16 protein-coding genes are annotated in these 19,082 nt (G+C 67.2%); 9 read left to right on the plus strand and 7 right to left on the minus strand.

Annotated features, from left to right (window positions below):
• Positions 1 to 50 precede the first annotated feature (50 nt).
• Genes BLT71_RS19735 through BLT71_RS19745 form a run of 3 tightly spaced genes read right to left on the minus strand, consistent with a single transcriptional unit; the run spans position 51 to position 5,109 of the window.
• Positions 51 to 1,955: a DUF2264 domain-containing protein gene (locus BLT71_RS19735; protein WP_231994387.1), complete on the minus strand. Its 1,905-nt coding sequence runs from the start codon at positions 1,953 to 1,955 to the stop codon at positions 51 to 53.
• Positions 1,952 to 3,115 (minus strand): LacI family DNA-binding transcriptional regulator, encoded by a 1,164-nt coding sequence (locus BLT71_RS19740; protein WP_091723554.1) that lies wholly within the window; start codon positions 3,113 to 3,115, stop codon positions 1,952 to 1,954. Before BLT71_RS19740 ends, BLT71_RS19735 begins: the two co-directional genes overlap by 4 nt.
• Complete coding sequence (locus BLT71_RS19745) at positions 3,112 to 5,109, minus strand: heparinase II/III family protein (RefSeq protein ID WP_231994388.1); 1,998 nt, start codon at positions 5,107 to 5,109, stop codon at positions 3,112 to 3,114. Before BLT71_RS19745 ends, BLT71_RS19740 begins: the two co-directional genes overlap by 4 nt.
• A gap of 152 nt (positions 5,110 to 5,261) precedes the next feature.
• On the opposite strand from BLT71_RS19745, the gene BLT71_RS19750 reads away from it, so the two are divergent.
• The 6 genes from BLT71_RS19750 to BLT71_RS19775 are packed head-to-tail and all read left to right on the plus strand — an operon-like array spanning position 5,262 to position 11,995.
• Positions 5,262 to 6,275: a hydroxyacid dehydrogenase gene (locus BLT71_RS19750; RefSeq protein WP_091723556.1), complete on the plus strand. Its 1,014-nt coding sequence runs from the start codon at positions 5,262 to 5,264 to the stop codon at positions 6,273 to 6,275.
• Between the two features lie 51 nt (positions 6,276 to 6,326).
• The gene (locus BLT71_RS19755; RefSeq protein ID WP_091723557.1) at positions 6,327 to 7,607 is read left to right on the plus strand and encodes an ABC transporter substrate-binding protein; all 1,281 of its coding nucleotides are present in this window, start codon (positions 6,327 to 6,329) and stop codon (positions 7,605 to 7,607) included.
• Between the two features lie 9 nt (positions 7,608 to 7,616).
• Positions 7,617 to 8,546 carry a carbohydrate ABC transporter permease gene (locus BLT71_RS19760; protein ID WP_091723559.1) on the plus strand — a complete coding sequence of 310 codons (930 nt, stop codon included), beginning with the start codon at positions 7,617 to 7,619 and terminating at the stop codon, positions 8,544 to 8,546.
• The gene (locus BLT71_RS19765) at positions 8,546 to 9,481 is read left to right on the plus strand and encodes a carbohydrate ABC transporter permease (RefSeq protein WP_091723561.1); all 936 of its coding nucleotides are present in this window, start codon (positions 8,546 to 8,548) and stop codon (positions 9,479 to 9,481) included. Before BLT71_RS19760 ends, BLT71_RS19765 begins: the two co-directional genes overlap by 1 nt.
• Complete coding sequence (locus BLT71_RS19770; RefSeq protein WP_091723563.1) at positions 9,478 to 10,227, plus strand: DUF624 domain-containing protein; 750 nt, start codon at positions 9,478 to 9,480, stop codon at positions 10,225 to 10,227. Before BLT71_RS19765 ends, BLT71_RS19770 begins: the two co-directional genes overlap by 4 nt.
• Positions 10,228 to 10,240: 13 nt before the next feature.
• The gene (locus BLT71_RS19775) at positions 10,241 to 11,995 is read left to right on the plus strand and encodes a glycoside hydrolase family 35 protein (protein ID WP_091724218.1); all 1,755 of its coding nucleotides are present in this window, start codon (positions 10,241 to 10,243) and stop codon (positions 11,993 to 11,995) included.
• A gap of 126 nt (positions 11,996 to 12,121) precedes the next feature.
• Here the strand turns inward: BLT71_RS19775 and BLT71_RS19780 are convergent, their stop codons facing one another.
• Together BLT71_RS19780 and BLT71_RS19785 are read right to left on the minus strand one after the other, a co-directional pair.
• Positions 12,122 to 12,613 (minus strand): hypothetical protein, encoded by a 492-nt coding sequence (locus tag BLT71_RS19780; RefSeq protein ID WP_172830013.1) that lies wholly within the window; start codon positions 12,611 to 12,613, stop codon positions 12,122 to 12,124.
• Positions 12,600 to 14,600, minus strand: a complete 2,001-nt coding sequence (locus BLT71_RS19785) for a primary-amine oxidase (protein ID WP_091723564.1) — start codon at positions 14,598 to 14,600, stop codon at positions 12,600 to 12,602. Before BLT71_RS19785 ends, BLT71_RS19780 begins: the two co-directional genes overlap by 14 nt.
• Before the next feature lie 123 nt (positions 14,601 to 14,723).
• Between BLT71_RS19785 and BLT71_RS19790 the strand changes: the two genes are divergently transcribed.
• Together BLT71_RS19790 and BLT71_RS19795 are read left to right on the plus strand one after the other, a co-directional pair.
• Positions 14,724 to 15,314: a TetR/AcrR family transcriptional regulator gene (locus BLT71_RS19790; protein ID WP_091723566.1), complete on the plus strand. Its 591-nt coding sequence runs from the start codon at positions 14,724 to 14,726 to the stop codon at positions 15,312 to 15,314.
• 189 nt (positions 15,315 to 15,503) lie between these two features.
• Positions 15,504 to 15,680: a CsbD family protein gene (locus BLT71_RS19795; RefSeq protein ID WP_045730732.1), complete on the plus strand. Its 177-nt coding sequence runs from the start codon at positions 15,504 to 15,506 to the stop codon at positions 15,678 to 15,680.
• A gap of 90 nt (positions 15,681 to 15,770) precedes the next feature.
• On the opposite strand, the gene BLT71_RS19800 is transcribed toward BLT71_RS19795, so the two are convergent.
• Complete coding sequence (locus BLT71_RS19800; protein ID WP_407681250.1) at positions 15,771 to 16,373, minus strand: DUF1345 domain-containing protein; 603 nt, start codon at positions 16,371 to 16,373, stop codon at positions 15,771 to 15,773.
• Positions 16,374 to 16,620: 247 nt separating this feature from the next.
• Here BLT71_RS19800 and BLT71_RS19805 point away from each other — a divergent pair, with 247 nt between their 5' ends.
• Positions 16,621 to 17,586, plus strand: a complete 966-nt coding sequence (locus BLT71_RS19805) for an AraC-like ligand-binding domain-containing protein (protein WP_091723569.1) — start codon at positions 16,621 to 16,623, stop codon at positions 17,584 to 17,586.
• 81 nt (positions 17,587 to 17,667) lie between these two features.
• Here BLT71_RS19805 and gdhA read toward each other — a convergent pair whose 3' ends face one another.
• Complete coding sequence (gene gdhA, locus BLT71_RS19810; RefSeq protein WP_091723571.1) at positions 17,668 to 19,005, minus strand: NADP-specific glutamate dehydrogenase; 1,338 nt, start codon at positions 19,003 to 19,005, stop codon at positions 17,668 to 17,670.
• Positions 19,006 to 19,082: the final 77 nt, after the last annotated feature.

The raw sequence follows: 19,082 nt of genomic DNA on the forward strand, positions 1-19,082 counted from the left end.
TCGCGAGTACTCGTCAACGTTGAGAGGTTGTCGAGTGGACCCAGGGGTTCCTACGCGGGATTGAGCTGCGCGAACACCGCATCGACGTCGACCATGGCACCATCGGCGAAGGCGAACAGGCCGTCCGCCACGAAGCGCGCCCCGCACTTTTCGGTGAGGGAGCCTTCTCCTGAGAGCACGACGACGGCGGCATAGTCCGCGTCGGCCACGGCACCGGCGGTGCCAATCCAGGGGATGGCCAGGTGTTCCCCCACAGGGTGCGGTGCCTCGCGGCGCCAGGTGCCGGCGTCGTCAAGGACCCCGCCCCACTCAACGGGGCGGACCTCGCTGGCAAGTCCGGCCGCGGTATCCACCGGCCAGCCGCCAATCCGCAGCCTGGCACCCCTGCCTGCCGCGTTGCGAACCCGCACCAGCCGCAGTTCCACAGCACCCCGCGTCACGGATGCCACGGTCACTTGGGGCCCCGGCGTGGCAGTTCCCGCAGCGCCGCTCCCGTGGTCCGGGCCGCCGTCGGGATCCACCTCGATCCAGTGCGCGGTGAAGCGCGAGGCCCCCACCTGCACCCCGTCCTGCCTGTAATGGCCAAGGAACTCGAATCCGGTCCGGTGCGTCAGCCGGCCTTCCGCATCGGCGAACGCGACGGCGTTGTCCACGGATTCCCCGGCAAGGTCCGGGAAGGTGGCAGTGGAGTAGCCCAGCCGCGCATAGAGCGGGGAATCGGCCACCCGGACGCCGGCGTTGGCATGGTCGGTGCCGTGGTTGCGGATGCGCACCACACCGTCCGAAACTGTCCCGTCCACTTGCCAGCCCGGAGCCGTGATGAAGCGCTGTGTGTCGCCGGTTTCCACCGGCAGCGGCTCCTCCACGGCCGTCCACACCGGATGATCGGCGGGAAGGGCGAGGCCCATCATCCCCTTGGCGGCCCAGTAGGGGGACCCTGCACCGGAATACGACTGTTTCATGCCCGGGAACTCGGAGTGGAAGCCGATGGTCAGCAGTCCGTCAGCGTTGTGGGCGCCCCGGTCCAGGAAGTACTTCAGGATGCCGGAAGCCGCCCGCCGGGTCACGCCGGGCGTCAACCGGGTGTGCCCTGCGAACTGTCCCGCCCAGAACGGTGCTGCCGCTGCGAAACGGTAGATCAGGCTGCGGCCCTGGACCAGCGGGGCACCGTCAGCCCCCACCAGGTGGACGGCGTCGTCCAGGAAATCGGCCAGCCGTTCGCCGTCCAGGGCGGCACGGGCCTTCACCCGGGGGTCCTCCGGCGCCATCAGCTGCAGCAGCTGGGGATAGACCTGGAACGCCCAGCCCACGTAGTGGTCGTAGGCGCGCTCCGGGCCGTCGGCAAACCAGCCGTGGCCGCGGTACAGGGAGTCGTGGATGGCCAGCCCTGCGTCGATGTCCGCATCCGAGTAGCGTCCGCCCACGCCGGCGAGGAACTTTTCGACGACGACCTGGAACCACACCCAGTTGATGGGCGGGTACGCCTGGCCGATCACGGTCTCAAACCAGGCCACCAGCTGTTCCTGGACGCGCTGGGGCAGCCGGTCCCACAGCACGTCCCGGGTCAGCGCGAGTCCCACGGCCAGCGATGCCGCCTCCACCTTGGCCTGGTCCAGTTCACCCGGCGTGGGCCAGCGGTCAGGGTTCGCCGGGTTGGTTCCGGCGTCGAGGCCCTTGGCGTACCAGTCGGCCAGCCACACGGTGCCCTCCGGATCACCGGCGATCCGGAATGAGGCCAGCAGGAACGTCCGGGCAAACGCTTCCAGCGAATCGCTTTTCCGGCCGTAGGCGCTGGTGGCTCCGGGCAGGTACAGGTTGGCGTGGTCTTCCGTGGCATGGCGGTGCGCGGAACGCAGCAGGTAGTCTGCGTACGCGCACCAGTGGTCCCGGGTGAGGCCGGTATACGGCGAGGCGCTGAAGTCCAGCGGGGGCATGGCCAGGGGCGCGGCGCTCACAGGGAATCCTGCAGTACGCCGGCAGCCGGAATCCGCGGAGCCCCGATGGACGATTCCCGCAGGATCAGGTCCGGGTTCAGCTCGATCCGGTGCACGGGACGCATCCTGCCCTCGGCCAGCCGGGCGGCCATAAGCTGCACCGCCACCTTGCCCACGTACTGCTTGGGCGGCCGGACGGCGGAGATGGCGGGCTCGGCCAGGTAGGCCACTTCGTCGTCGTACCCCACGATCGCCATGTCCCCCGGAACGGTGAGCCCGCGGTCCACGCAGTGCTGCACGAATGCCACCGCCTGGGTGTCCGAATGCACCAGCATCGCCGTGGTGCCTGTCTTCGTGCACAGGTCCAGCACATGGTCGAAGTGGCCGGCCCGGCCACCGTTGCCGTGGTTGGCGGGGTCCTGCTTGGCTGAGTCCTCGTGGACGGAGCCCTCCAGCGGAATCTTCAGTGCGGCCAGGGCCTGGTGCCAGCCGCGGACCACGTGCGGGCTGGTGGGGCTGGACGAATCGGTCAGGCAGCCGATCCGCCGATGGCCTTCCTGCCACAGGTGCCGCACGGCCATGCCGGCGCCAAACGCGTGATCCGTGGCCACCCATTCGAGGCGGTGCGCGGGAATCTCGGCGGGCGCACGCCGTTCGGCGAGTACCACCGGGATGGGCAGGGCGTTCAGCCAGCGGATCAGTTCGGGCCCGTGGTCACCGCCCATGTCCGGCGCCACGATCAGGCCGTCGATGTTCTGGGTGTCCAGCAGGGCCTGCACCTGCCTGCGGTTGTCTGCGGCGTCGTACGCTGACCCGCGCACCATGATCCGCAGGTTCTGCTCTTCCGCCTCGGCCCGCGCCCCGCTGATGACCTGCGGCCAGTAGTAGTCCAGTGACGGCACCACCATGCCGATGGAGTAGCTGTGCTGTGCTGCCCGGCCCGCTGCCGAGCGGTCCAGCGGGCTGGGCAGCGTGGCGCCGCCATGCACGCGGGACACCAGGCCCTCGTCCGCGAGGATGTTCACGTCGCGGCGGATGGTCAGTTCGCTGACGCCCAGCTTCGCCGCGATGTCACGGACGGTGATGGCACCGTGCGCCCGCAGTTCCTCCATGAGCCGTTCCCGGCGCTGCAGCGAAAACAGCGACTTTCCGGTGGGTTCGGACGGTTGCTCAGGGCTCATGGTGTTGCCTCCACAGTGAGGGTGAATGCGCCGGCGGCGCGGAAAGCAGGGGATGGTGCAGTTGCGGCCGGCGTGCGGAACCGGAGCCGGGTCAGCCGCGGTCCCCACGCGTCGGCGAGGAGCGGATCGTCCAGCTGCCATTCGTCCACGAGGACGACGACGGCTGCCGGGTCCCAGCGCAGGGCAGCTCCCCGCGGGGTCGCGTCTGCCGCGCCAACCGCCGGGATGCCGTCCGGACGGACTGTCGCCGCCCCTTCCTGGCCGAGGATCAAGGTTCCGGCCGTCAGGAAGGTGATGTCGACGTCGGCCGTTCCGCCCGCGGCCGACGTCGACAGGTCCCAGCGGTCGGCGATGGTGATGCGGCCGGGGGCCCGGTGCAGTTCCGCGGCCCGGATCCAGGCCCGGGGTTCGAATCCGTAGGCCGCTCCCAGGGCGAGCTCCAGCTGCGACCGCTCCGGGGTAGGCGCATTGAGGACGCCGGCCGCGAAGTCCCTGCCGGTTCCCTGTTCAAGGCCGAACGGGGCAGGGACGCTGTGCCAGTTGCTCTGCATCGCGCGGATGCCGTAGCGGTCCGGGCCGAACGTCTGGGCAGTGTAGGTGGGCTGCCCGGCGTCCACCAGGAGGGGAACCCCGTCCACGGCAACCACTACCGAGCCGACGTCGCGGTGGTTGTGGTGCTCGCCGTTGTGGCCTCCCTTCGCGGCCAGGAGCAGTCCCTCCGCCGTTCCTCCGGTTTCGCGGGCCACCATGATCTGGACCGATGGCAGGTAGGTGCCGGCCACAAGCGGAGGGGCGTCGGAAGCGGGTTCCGGGCGTTCGAGCATCGTGTGCAGGACCCGGCCGAGCCCCGCAGCGGGATCCGGTACGCCGGTGGCCATGGCAGCGGCGTGGGCTGCTGCCTCCGGATCGCCCAGACGGACTGCCCAGCGGTGCAGCATGTCCCAGGGAAGGGCAGCCGCAGCGCGTGCCGGACCGTCGGCCACGTTGAGGAACCATGCGCCGCCGATGTGCATGCGGTGCGGGAAGGCGACCAGTTCGCGGACCACCGGGAGGCCGCCGTCGAGCACGCCGCCCGTGGCCTGTTCCAGCAGGGCCAGCCCCTCCAGCGCCCGCCCGGCACCGTTCCACCAGTAGGCGAAGCCCTCGTCAATGGCGCCGTCGGCCGGGATGGATGCCAGGAAACGGTCCAGGCCCTCGATGCAGCGGGCCACTGCCTGCGCTTGGGTGGCGGGGTCATCCACCAGCAACAGCGCCGCCGCAATCAGGTTGGAGTGGATCCAGGGATTCCAGTTATGGACATCCCCGTCCAGGCCCAGCCAGTGCCAGTCCAGCCGGTCAAGGAAAGGCCTGATCACACGCCCGGTGACCTCGTCGCGGATGCGCCGCCGCAGCCCCGGCGCCCGGTCATCGAGCTGCCTGCCCAGGACATGGTCCAGCCATGCCAGCTGCGCGGCCACCTCCCCGGCGCCGAGGTCCAGGTACGGGGTGGCCAGGTCCGGAACAACGCAGCCCGTGCGGCGGAAGACGTCGTCGTGCGCGGCCCAGCTCCACGAGCTCTGTTCGCAGAGCAGGAACGCGCCGTCGATGACCTCGTCGAGCCACGCTTCCGCCTCGTCTCCGTCCCCTTCCTGCCGGCCGGGATCACTGGCCAGGGCCATGACTACGGCGCGGGTCAGCCGCTGCTGGCGTGCAGCCACCAGGTCTTCGTAGGCCGTCCGGTTTCCGTCCCGGAAATACCGGGCGTAGTGGGACACCAGGGGCTGGGGCCACGGCGTTCCCCGTTCCTCCTGTGCGTGCCGGACAACAGGAGCGGGCAGATTCAACCCCGTGGCAGGCCAGGCTTTGCTGCCTGCTGCGGGAACACTGAGGCGCCCGGCCGCGCCGGCCAACAGGCGAAGGAGCGCCGGCTGGGAGCCGTCGGGTCCCCAAGCAGTGGCCAGTGGCGCTGCGGGTGCCGGCAGCGTGGTGTGGGGGCCGGAAGGGGGCGTCATCATCTGCTCTCATGTTCGAATACGATCGTTTTGGATCGATATTGAATAACTTGGTTGTTCTGTCTTGTTCATGAGTATCTACTGATTGTTAGATGTGATGCAAGACATGAATTGCGGTTGTGAGCGCAAACGAACACGAAAGAAGGGAGGCCCGGATGTCGCCAAAACCCAAGGCCCTGCTGGTCATGAACCACGGAACCTTTGCTGACCAGTTCGATTCCACCCGGTTGGACCGGTTGGCGGGGCTGGTGGATCTGGGCGGGCAGCCGTGGACCGATTCGCTGGAGGATCCGGCGGTGGCGGGCCGGCTCGCGGACGTGGAGGTCCTGCTGACCAGTTGGGGCGTGCCGCGGCTCGATGCGGCGGCGCTGGAGCGGATGCCGAACCTGCGGGCAGTGTTCCATTGCGCCGGGACGGTGCGCAGTTTCGTCACGCCGGAGTTGTGGGACCGGGGCATCCTGGTGACCAACGGCGCTGACGCGAACGCCATCCCGGTGGCCGAGTTTACGTTCGCGTCCATCGTGCTGGCCGGGAAGAAGGCACAGGTGCTGGCCAACGATGCCCGCACCTGGCGTGAGGACTGGTCCTATACGACGACGCGCGGCGAGGTGGGCAACATCGGCCGCGTGATCGGGGTGGTGGGGTTCTCCCGCATCGGCCGCCGCGTGGTCCGCCTGGTCCAGCAACTGCAGGACGTCACCTGCCTGGTCCACGATCCGCACGCCGATCCCGCCGCCGTGGCTGCCGCCGGCGGCCGGCTGGTGGGCCTGGCCGAACTGCTGGCGGCCTCGGACGTCGTGAGTATCCACGCCCCGGCGCTGCCGGAAACCCGGCACATGATCGGGGCCGCGGAACTGCGGGCCATGAAGGACCACGCCACCTTGATCAACACCGCCCGCGGCTCACTGGTGGACACCCGCGCCTTGGAGGCCGAGTGCGCCACCGGGCGGATCCAGGCCCTCCTGGACGTCACCGACCCCGAGCCGCTGCCAAAGGATTCGGTCCTCTATGACCTGCCCAACGTGGTGCTCACGCCCCACATCGCCGGATCCCTCGGCACCGAAACCCGGCGGATGTCCGACGCCGCCCTGAACGACCTCGAACGGTACCTCACCGGAGAACAGCTCGTAGCCCAGGTGGTCTCCGAAGACCTCTCCCTGAGCGCCTGAACCACCCCGGCCGCGGACGCGGCAGACCAAAAACCCAGTAAGGAGCACGCAATGAAGCGCACCACCCTCGCCGCCATCGCACTGGCAGTAACCGCAGGCCTGGGCCTGTCCGGTTGTGCCGGCGCCGCCGGACCGGCCGAACCCCAAGGCCAGGAAGGCAAGACCCGCCTGACCGTTTCGGTATGGAACTACGAAGGCACCCCGGAGTTCAAAGCCCTCTTCGACAGCTACGAAGCAGCCAACCCGGACATCGACATCGAACCCGTAGACATCCTCGCCGATGACTACCCGCAGAAGGTCACCACCATGCTGGCCGGCGGCGACACCACCGACGTCCTCACCATGAAAAACGTCATCGACTACGCCCGCTACGCCAACAACGGCCAGCTGCAGGAAATCAACAGCGTGGTGGACACCGTTGGCAAGGACAACCTCGCGGGCCTGGACGCCTTCGACATCGGCGGCAAGTACTACGCCGCCCCCTACCGGCAGGACTTCTGGCTCCTGTACTACAACAAGGACCTGCTCAAGGCCGCAGGCGTGGAGAACCCCGCCGACCTGACCTGGGACGAGTACACCGCGCTGGCCAAGAAGCTCACCACCGAGGCCAACGGCAAGAAGGTCTACGGCACCTACCACCACATCTGGCGCTCCGTGGTGCAGGCCATCGCGGCCGCCCAGGATGACGCCGACCAGAACAGCGGCGACTACGGTTTCTTCGAGGACCAGTACAACACCGCCCTGGACCTGCAGAAGAGCGGCGCCACCCTGGACTTCGGCACCGCCAAGAGCCAGAAGACCAGCTACCGCACCATGTTCGAGACCGGCCAGGCAGCCATGATGCCCATGGGCACCTGGTACATCGCCGGCATCCTGCAGGCCAAGAAGGACGGTAAGTCCACCGTGGACTGGGGCCTGGCTCCGATGCCGCAGAAGAAGGACGACGGCAAGGTCACCACGTTCGGTTCGCCCACCGCTTTCGCCGTCAACAAGAACGCCGCGCACTCGGACGCAGCCAAGAAGTTCATCGAGTGGGCTGCGGGTGAGGAAGGCGCCAAGGCCATCTCGAAGATCGGCGTTGTGCCGGCCCTTCAGAACGACGCCATCACCGCTGAGTACTTCAAGCTTGCCGGCATGCCCACGGACGAACTGTCCAAGAAGGCCTTCACCCCGGACAAGGTTGCCCTGGAAATGCCGGTCAGCGACAAGTCGGCCGCTACGGACAAGGTGCTCAACCAGGAGCACGACCTGATCATGGTGGGTGAGCGCTCGGTGTCCGACGGGGTTGCCGAGATGGGCAAACGCGTCAAAAGCGAAGTCCTGGGCCAGTAACAGGCAGCCATGAGCACTGACACTATTCCTTCGACGGTTGCCCCGGCTGTCCACAGCCGGGGCAACCGGAAGCAGGCCCGGCGTAATACCCTGATTGGCTGGACGTTTATCCTGCCGAATTTCCTGGGGTTCCTGGCCTTCACCCTGATCCCGGTCCTGGCCGCGTTCGCGTTGTCCTTCATGGAATGGACCTCCTTCACGGCCCCGAAGTGGGTGGGACTGGCGAACTTCCAGCGGATGTTCGCGTCCGATTCCTTCTGGATCGCGTTGCGCAACACCGTGGTCTACGCGATCGGCCACGTCCCCCTGACCATGGCCCTGGCCCTGCTCCTGGCGATGCTCCTGAACCGCAAACTCAAAGGCATCGGCTTCTTCCGCGTCGCCATCTTCTTCCCGTACATCACCTCACTGGTGGCAGTGGCAGTGGTCTGGAACATGCTCTTCAGCCCCGACAGCGGCCCCATCAACCAGTTCCTCACCACCATCGGCATCGCCAACCCGCCGGGCTGGACCTCCAGCTCCGACTGGGCCCTGCCCGCGGTCATCATCACCAGCGTCTGGCGCGACATGGGCTACTACATGGTCCTCTACCTCGCCGGTCTCCAGGCGATCCCCGCCGAACTCTACGAAGCCGCCGAAGTCGACGGCGCCTCCGCCTGGCAACGTTTCTGGAACGTCACCATCCCCTCGCTGCGCCCCACCACGTTCTTCGTGGTGGTCATGCTGACCGTCTCCAGCTTCAAAGTCTTCGACCTCATCGTCGTCATGACCAACGGCGGCCCCGGCCGCTCCACCACCGTGCTCTCCCAGCTCATCTACCAAGAAGGCATCGGCGAAGGAAAATTCGGCTACTCCTCAGCCATCTCCCTCGTACTGTTCCTCATCGTGCTGACCGTCACCGTGCTCCAATTCAAGATCCAACAGCGGAGGGAACGCTGATGACCAACATGGCCGAAGACCTCAAGGCCGAGTCCCGGCTCATGGGAACCGGGCTTCCCCCAAACACCGCGGAAGAGGACCGCCGCAGCGAACGCCGCCGTTCCCCGCGGGAGGCGAAGAAACGCACCACAGACCTCGTCATCTACGCCGCCCTGGTAGTCCTGGTCGCGGCGCTGATGGTTCCGTTCATCTGGATGGTTTCCTCCTCCCTGAAGGAAAACAACCAGGTCCTCACCGTCCCCATCCAATGGATCCCCACCGAGTTCGTGTGGAGCAACTACACCGAAATCTGGACCCGCATCCCCATGATGGGCTACCTCCAGAACTCCCTCTACCTCGCCGTGATCATCACCTGCCTGCAGGTCCTCACCGGATCCCTGGCCGCCTACGGCTTCTCCAAAGTCCGCTTCCCCGGCCGCGACGTCCTGTTCCTGGCCTACATCGGCACCATCGCCGTGCCCTGGCAGGCCTACATGGTCCCGCAGTACATCATGATGCAGAACCTCGGCCTGACCAACAGCTTCAACGCCCTCATCCTGCTCCAGGCCTTCGGCGCGTTCGGCGTGTTCCTCATGCGGCAGTACTACATGACCATCCCCGACGAACTCTGCGAAGCCGCCCGCATCGATGGCCTCAGCGAATACGGCATCTGGGCCCGCGTCATCCTCCCCCTCTCCAAACCCGCCCTCGCCAGCCTCGCCCTGCTCACGTTCGTGAACACCTGGAACGACTACATGGGCCCCTTCATCTACCTCACCTCCAACCGGCTCTGGACCGTCCAACTCGGCCTGCGCTCCTTCGTGGGCCAATTCGACGCCGAATACGCCATGATCATGACCGGATCCGTGATCTCCGTGATCCCCATCCTCGCGATCTTCCTCATCGGCCAGCGCTACTTCATCCAGGGCATCGCCACGAGCGGCATGAAAGGATGACCACCGTGGCACAACACCCCACCCGGCACTCACCAAACCCAGGCCAACAACCCCGGCAACGCGGCCTGGCCGGGCGGATCCCCAGCCCCGGCTTCGAAACCTTCGGGAACATCTTCGGCTTCATCTACACCTTCCTCACAGGAAACGTCCTCACGGCCCTCGCGAACGCACCCCTGGTGCTCTGCCTGGCCCTCGTGGCAGACCCCGCCGCCGCCTGGCCCTTCTTCCTCGCCCTCACCATCACCATCCCGCCCTCCCTCGCCGCCCTCTTCACCACCTTCAAGGCCCTGCACGACGACGGCGCCGCGGTAAAACCCGTCGCCGCCTACCTGACCGGGTACCGGCACGGGTTCCGCAAAACCGCCCCGCTCGGGCTCGCCGCCGCCGCCACCCTCCTGTTCCTCGGCGTTGACCTCGTGATCGTCCAAACCATGCCCGCAGCCGCCCTCCTGGTCCCCGTGATCCTCGTAGCAGCCGCCACCACCCTGGCCGTGACCATGACAGCGATCGCCGGCGTCGTCCTCCACCCCGAAACAAGCCTCAAAAACCTGCTCAAAGCAGCCCTCTACCTCACCGTCCAACGCTGGTACCTCAGCCTCGCCACCCTCGTACTCCTCGGCATCATCGCCTCCGCCGCCATCCTGCAGCCCGTCCTGGGCATCGCCCTCGCACCCGCACCACTGCTCTTCATCATCTGGAGCAACACCACCTACGCCTACACAGCCGCCCTCCGCACCGCCAACTGATTTGGGATCCTCCGTGCATACCTTTGCCATCGGCAGCCGCGACTTCCTGCTGGACGGAGAACCGTTCCGCATCCTCTCCGGCGCCATCCACTACTTCCGTGTCCACCCGGACCTGTGGGCGGACCGGATCCGCAAGGCGCGGCTCATGGGCCTGAACACCATCGAGACGTATGTGCCGTGGAACGAGCACTCCCCCACGCCCGGCAGCTTCCGGACCGACGGCGGCCTGGACCTGGGCCGCTTCCTGGACCTGGTGGCAGCCGAGGGCATGCAGGCGATCGTCCGGCCCGGGCCCTATATCTGCGCGGAGTGGGACAACGGCGGCCTCCCGGCGTGGCTGTTCACCGACCCCGCTATTGGCGTGCGCAGCAGCGAGCCCGGTTACCTGGCGGCCGTGGACGGGTTCATGGACAAGCTGCTGCCCATCGTGGTGGAACGTCAGGTCACCCGCGGGGGTCCGGTGGTCCTGTTCCAGATCGAAAACGAATACGGCGCTTATGGCTCGGACAAGGCCTACCTGCAGCACCTCGTGGATACGGCCAAGCGGGCCGGCGTCGAAGTTCCCCTGTTCACCTGCGACCAGCCTTTCGGGACCATGATCGAGGACGGCTCGCTGCCAGGATTGCATAAGACCGGGACGTTCGGTTCACGCGCGGACGAGCGGCTGGACTTCCTGCGGGAGCGGCAGCCGGACGGGCCCCTGATGTGTGCGGAGTTCTGGAACGGCTGGTTCGACAACTGGGGCACCCACCACCACGCCACCGATGCCACCGCATCGGCCGCGGAACTGGACGCCCTGCTGGCCGCCGGGGCGTCGGTGAACATCTACATGTTCCACGGCGGCACCAACTTTGGCTTCACCAACGGTGCCAACGACAAAGGCATTTACGAACCCACCATCACCAGTTACGACTACGACGCGCCGCTCACCGAGGACGGCCACCCCACGGACAAGTACTTCGCGTTCCGGGACGTCATCGCCAAGCACTTCCCGGTTCCCGCGGAGGTGCCGGAGCGCCGGGCCGCTGTTCCGGCGTCGGCCGTGTCCGTAACGTCCAGTGCCCTGCTCCTGGACGTGGCCGCGTCCTTCCCCGCCGTGACCGTCCCCGGTTCCATGCCGCCGAGTGAAGCCACCGGCCAGTACCGCGGCTTCTTCCTCTACGAACGGCAGCTGGACCGCGGCGGAGTCCTCACCTTCAGCGAAATTCGCGACCGCGCGCAGTTCTTCCTGGACGGCTTCCCGCTGGGGACGCTGAGCCGGGAGCTCGGCGAGCGCTCCATCGTCCTACCCCGCGGCGGCTTGCTGCAAGTCCTCGTGGAGGACCAGGGCAGGGTCAACTACGGGCCGCGGATCGGGGAGGCGAAGGGCCTGGCCGGTCCGGCGCTGCTGGACGGTGTGGAAGTGCAGGACTGGAGCGTCCGGCCGGTGGACATGTCTTCGCTGGAGGTGTTCCGTGCCGCGGCGGCGGAGCTGTCCGGTTCAGCGTCAGCCGGGGTAGCCGGCCCCTCCCTCTCTTTTGCCACCTTCGACGCCGAGGGACCGGGCGACAGGTACCTGCGGCTGGACGGCTGGACCAAGGGCAACGCCTTTATCAACGGCTTCAACCTGGGCCGCTACTGGAGCCGCGGCCCGCAGCGCACCCTGTACGTGCCCGGGCCGCTGATCCGCGAGGGCGCCAACGAGCTCGCCGTCCTGGAACTGCAGGGCAGCACCACCCGGGAGGTCCGCTTCGTGTCCGGCCCGGACCTGGGGCCGGACGAAAAGTAGGCAGCCGGCCCTGCCCGCGTCACGCACAGCACCCTTTCGGAGCACGCCCGACGGCGGATCCCCGGCTTTGCGCGGAACACCGGGCCCGAGGAGGCCAAAAGCGTGCCCTGCGTGACGCCGGGTGGCTCAGCCATGCCGGTGCGCGGCACGGAGCCGCGCCACCAGCGTTGCGGCGAGCAGCGCGGTGGTGAGTTCGAGGACGATGACCAGCAGCAGCTGGGCACTGGCTGCCGCCGCAGGCAAGGAAATTGCGGCCGACGCCGGCCCTCCCCCGTGGGCGTGCCCCGTACCGGCCGCGCCCAGCAGGAGGACAGCGTGCACAGCCACCATCACCACGGCGGACACCGCCACCTGGTGCAAGGCCCCCACCCGGCTGTGCCGCCAAATGTGCACGGTGCAGGGAACGCAGACTGCTGCGATGGCGATCATCAGGAAACCCAGCCAGGGTCCGTGGTGCCCCGAGACAGCCAGCCACAGGTGCGCAGCGCAGGACACTGCGGTGACCACCGCGCAGAGGCGCCGGTGCAGGACGGGACCTTGGGCGCGGACCCGGCCGCCCGGCGTCGTCCGCGTGGCTGTGCCGCCCGGCGCGGCGGGGACCAGGCTAGTGGCAACCACCGCTGCCGCCCTCGCTGTGGCAGGAGGACGCCTGCTGGTTCGGGTTCGCGGGAACGTCCAGGACTGGGCTCCTGTCGAAGAACCCCTCGGGGCGGAGCTTAAACCCCACGGTATCCACGGGCATGATGGGCCAGTCCTCCACCCGCGGGAAGTGGGTGAGGCCGAAGGTATGCCACACCACGATGTCCTGGCCGTCAATGTCCCGGTCCTGCGCCACATACCCGGGCAAGCCAGCTCCGCCGCCGTGCTGGTTCACGAAATCTCCGGTGGGGTACCGCTCCTCCTCGGCGTGGCGGGTAACCCAGAGGTCCTTGGTGGCGAACGCCGCGCGGCGGGCAATGGAGGAGTCCGGATCGGCCAGCAGCGTGGGCTGGTTCTGCGAGTGGAGCTTGTAGCCCACCGGTTCGCCCAGCCGGTTGCGGGATTCGGCGTTGGAGATGATCCAGGTGCGGCCGGCCCGCGCATCGGCTTCCCGGACGCCGTAGGACTCCCGCGCCAGCAGCGTGCGCTTCCGGGAAAAGGCGTTGCCGCGCTCGTTCCCGGGGCCCATGGACTGCCGAATGACGTCTTCTTCCTCCACCCGGTTGGTGAATCCGTCGATGGCCATGTCCAGCCTGGCGCTGAAGAGGTGCTGGTGGAACGGCGCGCCCAGGCCGGGGGCGAGCTGGGAGATGTTGTCCGAGCCGCCCTCCGGGAACGCCGACGTGAACACAACGCCGGTGGCCTTAGCCTCGAACTCGATGGTGCCGTCCAGGTAGAGGTACCAGTAAAAGCCGTAGTCGTAGTTGCCGATGGTGGTGAAGAAGGAGATCACCAGGCGGCGGTTGCGGCGGGTGTAGGTGACCCCGCTCCACAGGTCGGAGTGCTTGGAGAGGATGCTCCAGTCCTCCTCGTGCACGCAGATGCCGTTGCGGATTTCCCGCGGGTTGCCAAACGAATCACTGATGACCGGGCTCAGGTAGATGATCTCGCCCAGGCAGTCGCAGCCCAGTTCCAGCGAGTTGGCGTACTGGCCCACCAGGTATTCGCCGGTGTCGAAGTAGTTCTGCCAGGACCGGATGGGTGACGGATCGCCGTACGGAACCACCATCTCGGCGATGGAACCCCGTTTGATGATGGCCCGTTTCCGGTCGCCGTCCTGGAATGCGAGGTTGTGGAGGACCACGCCTTCGCGGGAATCGAACCCCACGTCCAGGCTCCATTTTTCCCATTCCACGTGGTTGCCGCCCGTGACGGTGAAGCTGGGCCCCTCGGGCTGGGTGATGCTGATGGGCTTCTGCGTGGTGCGCAGCGGGCCGGTCAGTTCGGGGTCGGTGTAGTTACCGTGTTCGGCCGGGACGGGAACGGCACCGAGGTCGATCACCTGGGTGACTTCCTGGCTGACCACGTCCACGTACGCCACCAGGCCGTCCACCGGGTGCGCCCAGGCGCTGTCCTCCGGGAAGTCCTGGACGAACGCCAGGCCGCGAAGGATGCGCCGGCCTTTTTCCTCGGGGTACTCGAAGACGCCGGCGGAGAGCGGTGCCACCCGGACCTTTTCGACGTCGAGCCCCCGGTCCGCGAGTGCCTGCAGCCAGCGTCCGTCAGCGGCAAGCAGTGACTCCACCACCTCGAACTCCTCTTCGAGGACCGGCAGTTCGCCGGTCACCGCGGTATCGAGCTCGACGGCGGTTTCCACTGTCCGCTGCGTCACGGAGACCACAACATCGCGCGGCGCAGCGCCGGAGACATCGTGGATGAAGGTACGGAACCGGCGGTTCACTTCGCCGGCGTCACCGCGGAGATCCGTGCCGCGGAGATCCGTGCCGCGGAGATCCGTGCGCCGCGCCGGATCCAGCAACCCCAGGTAGGCGATGCGGTGCTGCGGGCCAAAGAGCCCCTCGGCCTGGAGGATGGCACGCACCTCAAGGATCTCAGCTGCCGTGACCGGCCCATAGGCAGTTGCAGAGGCCGATGCCGTGGTGGTTTCGGTGGGGGTAGGAGTCATGGGAAACCTTTGATCGGGCCGTCGCCGGCTGCCGGTGGCTTATTTTCTATAGTTGTAGAGAATAAACGTCCGTAACATGGCCCACAAGAGTCTGAGCCAAAAAATTTCCGGGAGTGGGCCGCGGTGCCGAAGATTGTTGACCACGACGAGCGGCGCCTCGAGTTGGTGGATGCCACCTGGCGGATCATCGCCAGGCAGGGCATGGAAGGCGCCACCATGCGGGAAATCGCCCTGGAAGCCGGCTTCGCGAACGGAGCCCTGAAACCCTACTTCCCCACCAAGGACACACTCCTGGAGTTCGCCTTCAGCCACGTGTTCAACCGGACCAACCGGCGCATTGCGGAAGTCACCGGGGGCAGGTCCGGCCTGGATGCCCTCCAGGCCTTCTGCCTCGAGGTCCTCCCCCTGGATGAAGAACGCATCAACGAGGCCCGCATCGTGATCCCGTTCTGGCAGAAGGCGGTTACCGACCCCGGGAAGGCCGAAATCCACCGGCAGTCCATGGAGGAATGGGTGGACACCATCCGGCGCTACCTCGCGGAGGCGCGGAACAGCGGCGACGTCCGCGCCGCCGTCGACGATTCCCTCCTGGCCCGCCAGCTCCTGAACATGCTGCTCGGCGCCCAGATCGAGGCTGCACTCGCCCCGCCGGGCCAGGCGGACTTCGGCCACGACGCGCAGCTTGACGGCTATCTGGCCCTGCTGCGCTGCTAAACCGGACAACACGTGCCGCCGGGAGCGCCCGATAGGGCAACCGGCGGGGACATCGGGGAAACCCTACCTAATCCTGTGAGTTTGCCTTAAACCCGCCGGGAAGGGGACGCAGAAAACTAAAAGCATGCTTAGTATTGAGGGTCAGGTTCCGGGGCTTCCCGGGGCGGGTACGAACGCAAGGAGCAGCTCATGGGTTTGGACGACAAGATTGATAACGCCGCGGAAAAGCTTGGCGGCAAGGGCAAGGAAGCTGCCGGCCACGCTTCAGGCGATGAGAGCCTGAAGGCCGAAGGCAAGACCGATCAGGCCAAAGCTGACCTGAAGCAGGCCGGCGAAAAGGTCAAGGACGCCTTCAAGAAGGACTAGTCCCTGGCCGGCTCCCGGTACAGCAATGGGTGCAGTTCCCTTGAGGGAACTGCACCCATTCGCATGTCCGGGCCATGCGACCGGCTCCGCCTAGCGGACAAGGCCCGAGACCAGGTTGATGGTGGTGGCCAGCACGATGGTTCCCAGGAGGTAGGACAGCAGCGCCTGCCGGAGGACCGTGCCGCGGATCGCCCGCGTCTTGAGGCTCGTGTCCGAAACCTGGAAGGTCATGCCCACCGTGAAGGCCAGGTACGCAAAATCCTTGTAGCGGGGAGGTTCTTCCCCGTTGAAATCGATCCCGCCCCGGTCCCGGTAGAAGATCGAGGCGTAGCGCAAAGTGAAGAGGGTGTGCACCAGGAACCAGGACAGGGCAATGCTGCCAAGGGCCATGGCCACGATGGCATCCTTGGCGAAGCCCTCCGCCTTGGACGCATCGACGAGGATGAGGCCCACGCCGGCGAAGCTTGCCACGGTGGCGGTCAGGACCAGGGCGTCGGAAAACACCCTGCCCGGGTCTTCGCGCCGTGCATGGGCGGCTGTGGCCTCCGGCCCCAGGCGCCCGATGACGCTCCAGACCCAGGCCAGGTAGGTGGCGGACGCCGCGGCCCAGCCAAGCGCGGGCGCGTAGGCCCAGCTCCCCAGGGCCCCCACCAGCACCGCCGTTGCCAGCCCGACGGCGAGCATCACCAGCATCCGCAGGCGCGAGTGATGCGAGCGCGCATTGAAGTCCCGCCGCGTCCCGCCTGAACCTTCCATGGCCTGATCATGCCACGCCGTTGCGTGTCCGGGGGACGTTCGACGGCGGCACGCGGGAAGGTGCCGCCGTCGTCTTTTTTCGCCAAGTGTTGAAAAAAGATTCCGCGGACCCTAACCTGTTGTCACTGTGTTCCACGACACAGTTCCGGGGGAACGTCCGAGTGACCACTCGTCAGGAGCAGCCATGCCAGCACCCGTCCGGGCTACGGCCCCCGCAAGCCAGGCCCTCACCGCCAGCATTGCCTCATCGTTCGACCACTGGAAGCACCTGGTGGCGGAGTCCTTTGTGCCGCTGACGGCGAGGACGGCAGACGTTGAGGGATTCCGCGGACAGCTGCGTTCCAGGGTCCTGGACCGGATGTCCATCGTGGAGGTCACGGCCACATCCCACGAAGTCCACCGCACGCCGGCGCTCATTGCCCGGGCCCACGAGCGGTATTTCAAACTGAACCTGCAGCTCGAAGGCACCGGCCTGCTGATCCAGGACAACCGGGAGGCGGTCCTCCGGCCCGGCGACCTCGCCATCTACGACACCAACCGGCCCTACACGCTGGCCTTCGAGGACACCACCCGGATCATGGTGGTGATGTTCCCGTGCGATACCCTCGCCCTGCCCACGGAGTATGTAGGGCAGCTGGCGGCAGTGCGGATGGCCGGCGACGGCGGCCTCAGCGGCATCGTGGGACAGTTCATCCGGCAGCTCTCCGAGAATCTGGACGTGCTCAACGGCCCCAGCGGCTCGAGGCTCGCGGCCAACGCCCTGGACCTGGTGTCCACCATGCTGCACGCCGAAATGGACATCTCCCCGGACCGGATGAAGCCGCAGGCCCTGCTGGCGGTGGCGGTGCGCGAGTACATTGACGCGAACCTGTCAGATCCGCTGCTTTCGCCGGCCAGCATCGCGGCGGCGCATTTCATTTCCACCCGGCACCTGCACAACGTCTTCCACGAGTCCGGAACCACTGTGGCCACGTGGATCCGGACGCAGCGGCTGGAAGGGGCCCGCCGCGACCTCCGGGACCCTCTGCACGCCGGGCTGCCGGTCGGCGCCGTTGCCGCCCGCTGGGGCTTCCTGGATGCGGCACACTTCAGCCGCACGTTCCGGGATGCGTTTGGCGTGCCGCCGTCGGACTGGCGCCGCGGCAGTTAGAAGGTGCAGCCAGGGACGGCCGGCGGGTGCGGCATCCCGGAGCGGCACCCGGAGTAGCCCCAATGCCTGATGAAGCCGCGGTCAGATCAGGCCCTGGGCCAGCATGGCATCGGCCACCTTGACGAACCCGCCGATGTTGGCGCCCAGCACATAGTTGCCCGGCTGGCCGTACTCGTCGGCGGTGGACGCGCAGCGGTGGTGGATACCCACCATGATCTCGGTCAGCCGCTCTTCGGTGTGCTCGAAGGACCACGAATCCCGGCTGGCGTTCTGCTGCATTTCCAATGCCGAGGTGGCCACGCCGCCTGCGTTGGCAGCCTTGCCGGGGCCAAACAGCAGTCCGGCATCCTGGAACACCGCAACGGCGTCGCGGGTGGAGGGCATGTTGGCGCCTTCGCCGACCGCCAGGAGGCCGCCGCGCACCAGGCGGGCGGCAGCATCGCCGTCGAGCTCGTTCTGCGTGGCGCAGGGCAGTGCCACCGTTGCGTCGACGTCCCACACGGAGCCGCCCTCCACGTACGCGACGCCGCCGCGGCGCTCCGCATAGTCCTTCAGGCGGCCGCGCTCCACTTCCTTCACCTCGCGGAGAAGCGCGACGTCGATGCCTGCCTCGTCCACCACGTAGCCCGAAGAGTCGGAGCAGGCCACCACGGTGGCGCCCAGCGATTTCGCCTTGGCGATCGCGTTGATGGCCACGTTGCCGGAACCGGAAACCACCACGCGCTGGCCGTCGAAGGAGGACCCCCGGGTCTTCAGCATCTCCTGCGTGAAGATGACCGTGCCGAACCCGGTGGCCTCGGGGCGGACCAGGGACCCGCCCCAGGAGATGCCCTTGCCGGTGAGGACGCCTGACTCATACCTGTTGGTGATGCGCTTGTACTGGCCGAAGAGGTAGCCGATTTCGCGGCCGCCCACGCCAATGTCACCGGCCGGAACGTCGGTGTATTCGCCGATGTGCCGGTAGAGCTCGGTCATGAAGGACTGGCAGAAGCGCATGACTTCGGCGTCGCTGCGGCCGCGGGGATCGAAATCGGAGCCGCCCTTGCCGCCGCCGATGGGCATGCCGGTGAGGGCGTTCTTGAAGATCTGTTCAAATCCAAGGAACTTGACGATGCCCAGGTACACGGACGGGTGGAACCGCAGGCCGCCCTTGTACGGCCCCAGGGCGGAGTTGAATTCCACCCGGAAGCCGCGGTTGATCTGGACCCGTCCGGCGTCGTCGGTCCACGGGACGCGGAAGATGATCTGCCGCTCGGGCTCGCACAGCCGTTCCAGGATGGCGGCTTCAAGGAACTCGGGGTGCCTGTCGTGGACCGGCCCCAGGCTTTCGAAGACTTCCACCACAGCCTGGTGGAATTCCGCTTCGCCGGGGTTCCTGGCCAGGACGGTGTCCCGGATGGCCTCGAGCCGTGCATCCATGATGTTTTCCTTACCGTGGCCGGACGCGGGACGGCACACAGGAGGCGGCACTGTCCCAAGAGGTTTATGTTTCAACC

This window comes from Pseudarthrobacter equi (assembly GCF_900105535.1).
Lineage (GTDB): Bacteria > Actinomycetota > Actinomycetes > Actinomycetales > Micrococcaceae > Arthrobacter > Arthrobacter equi.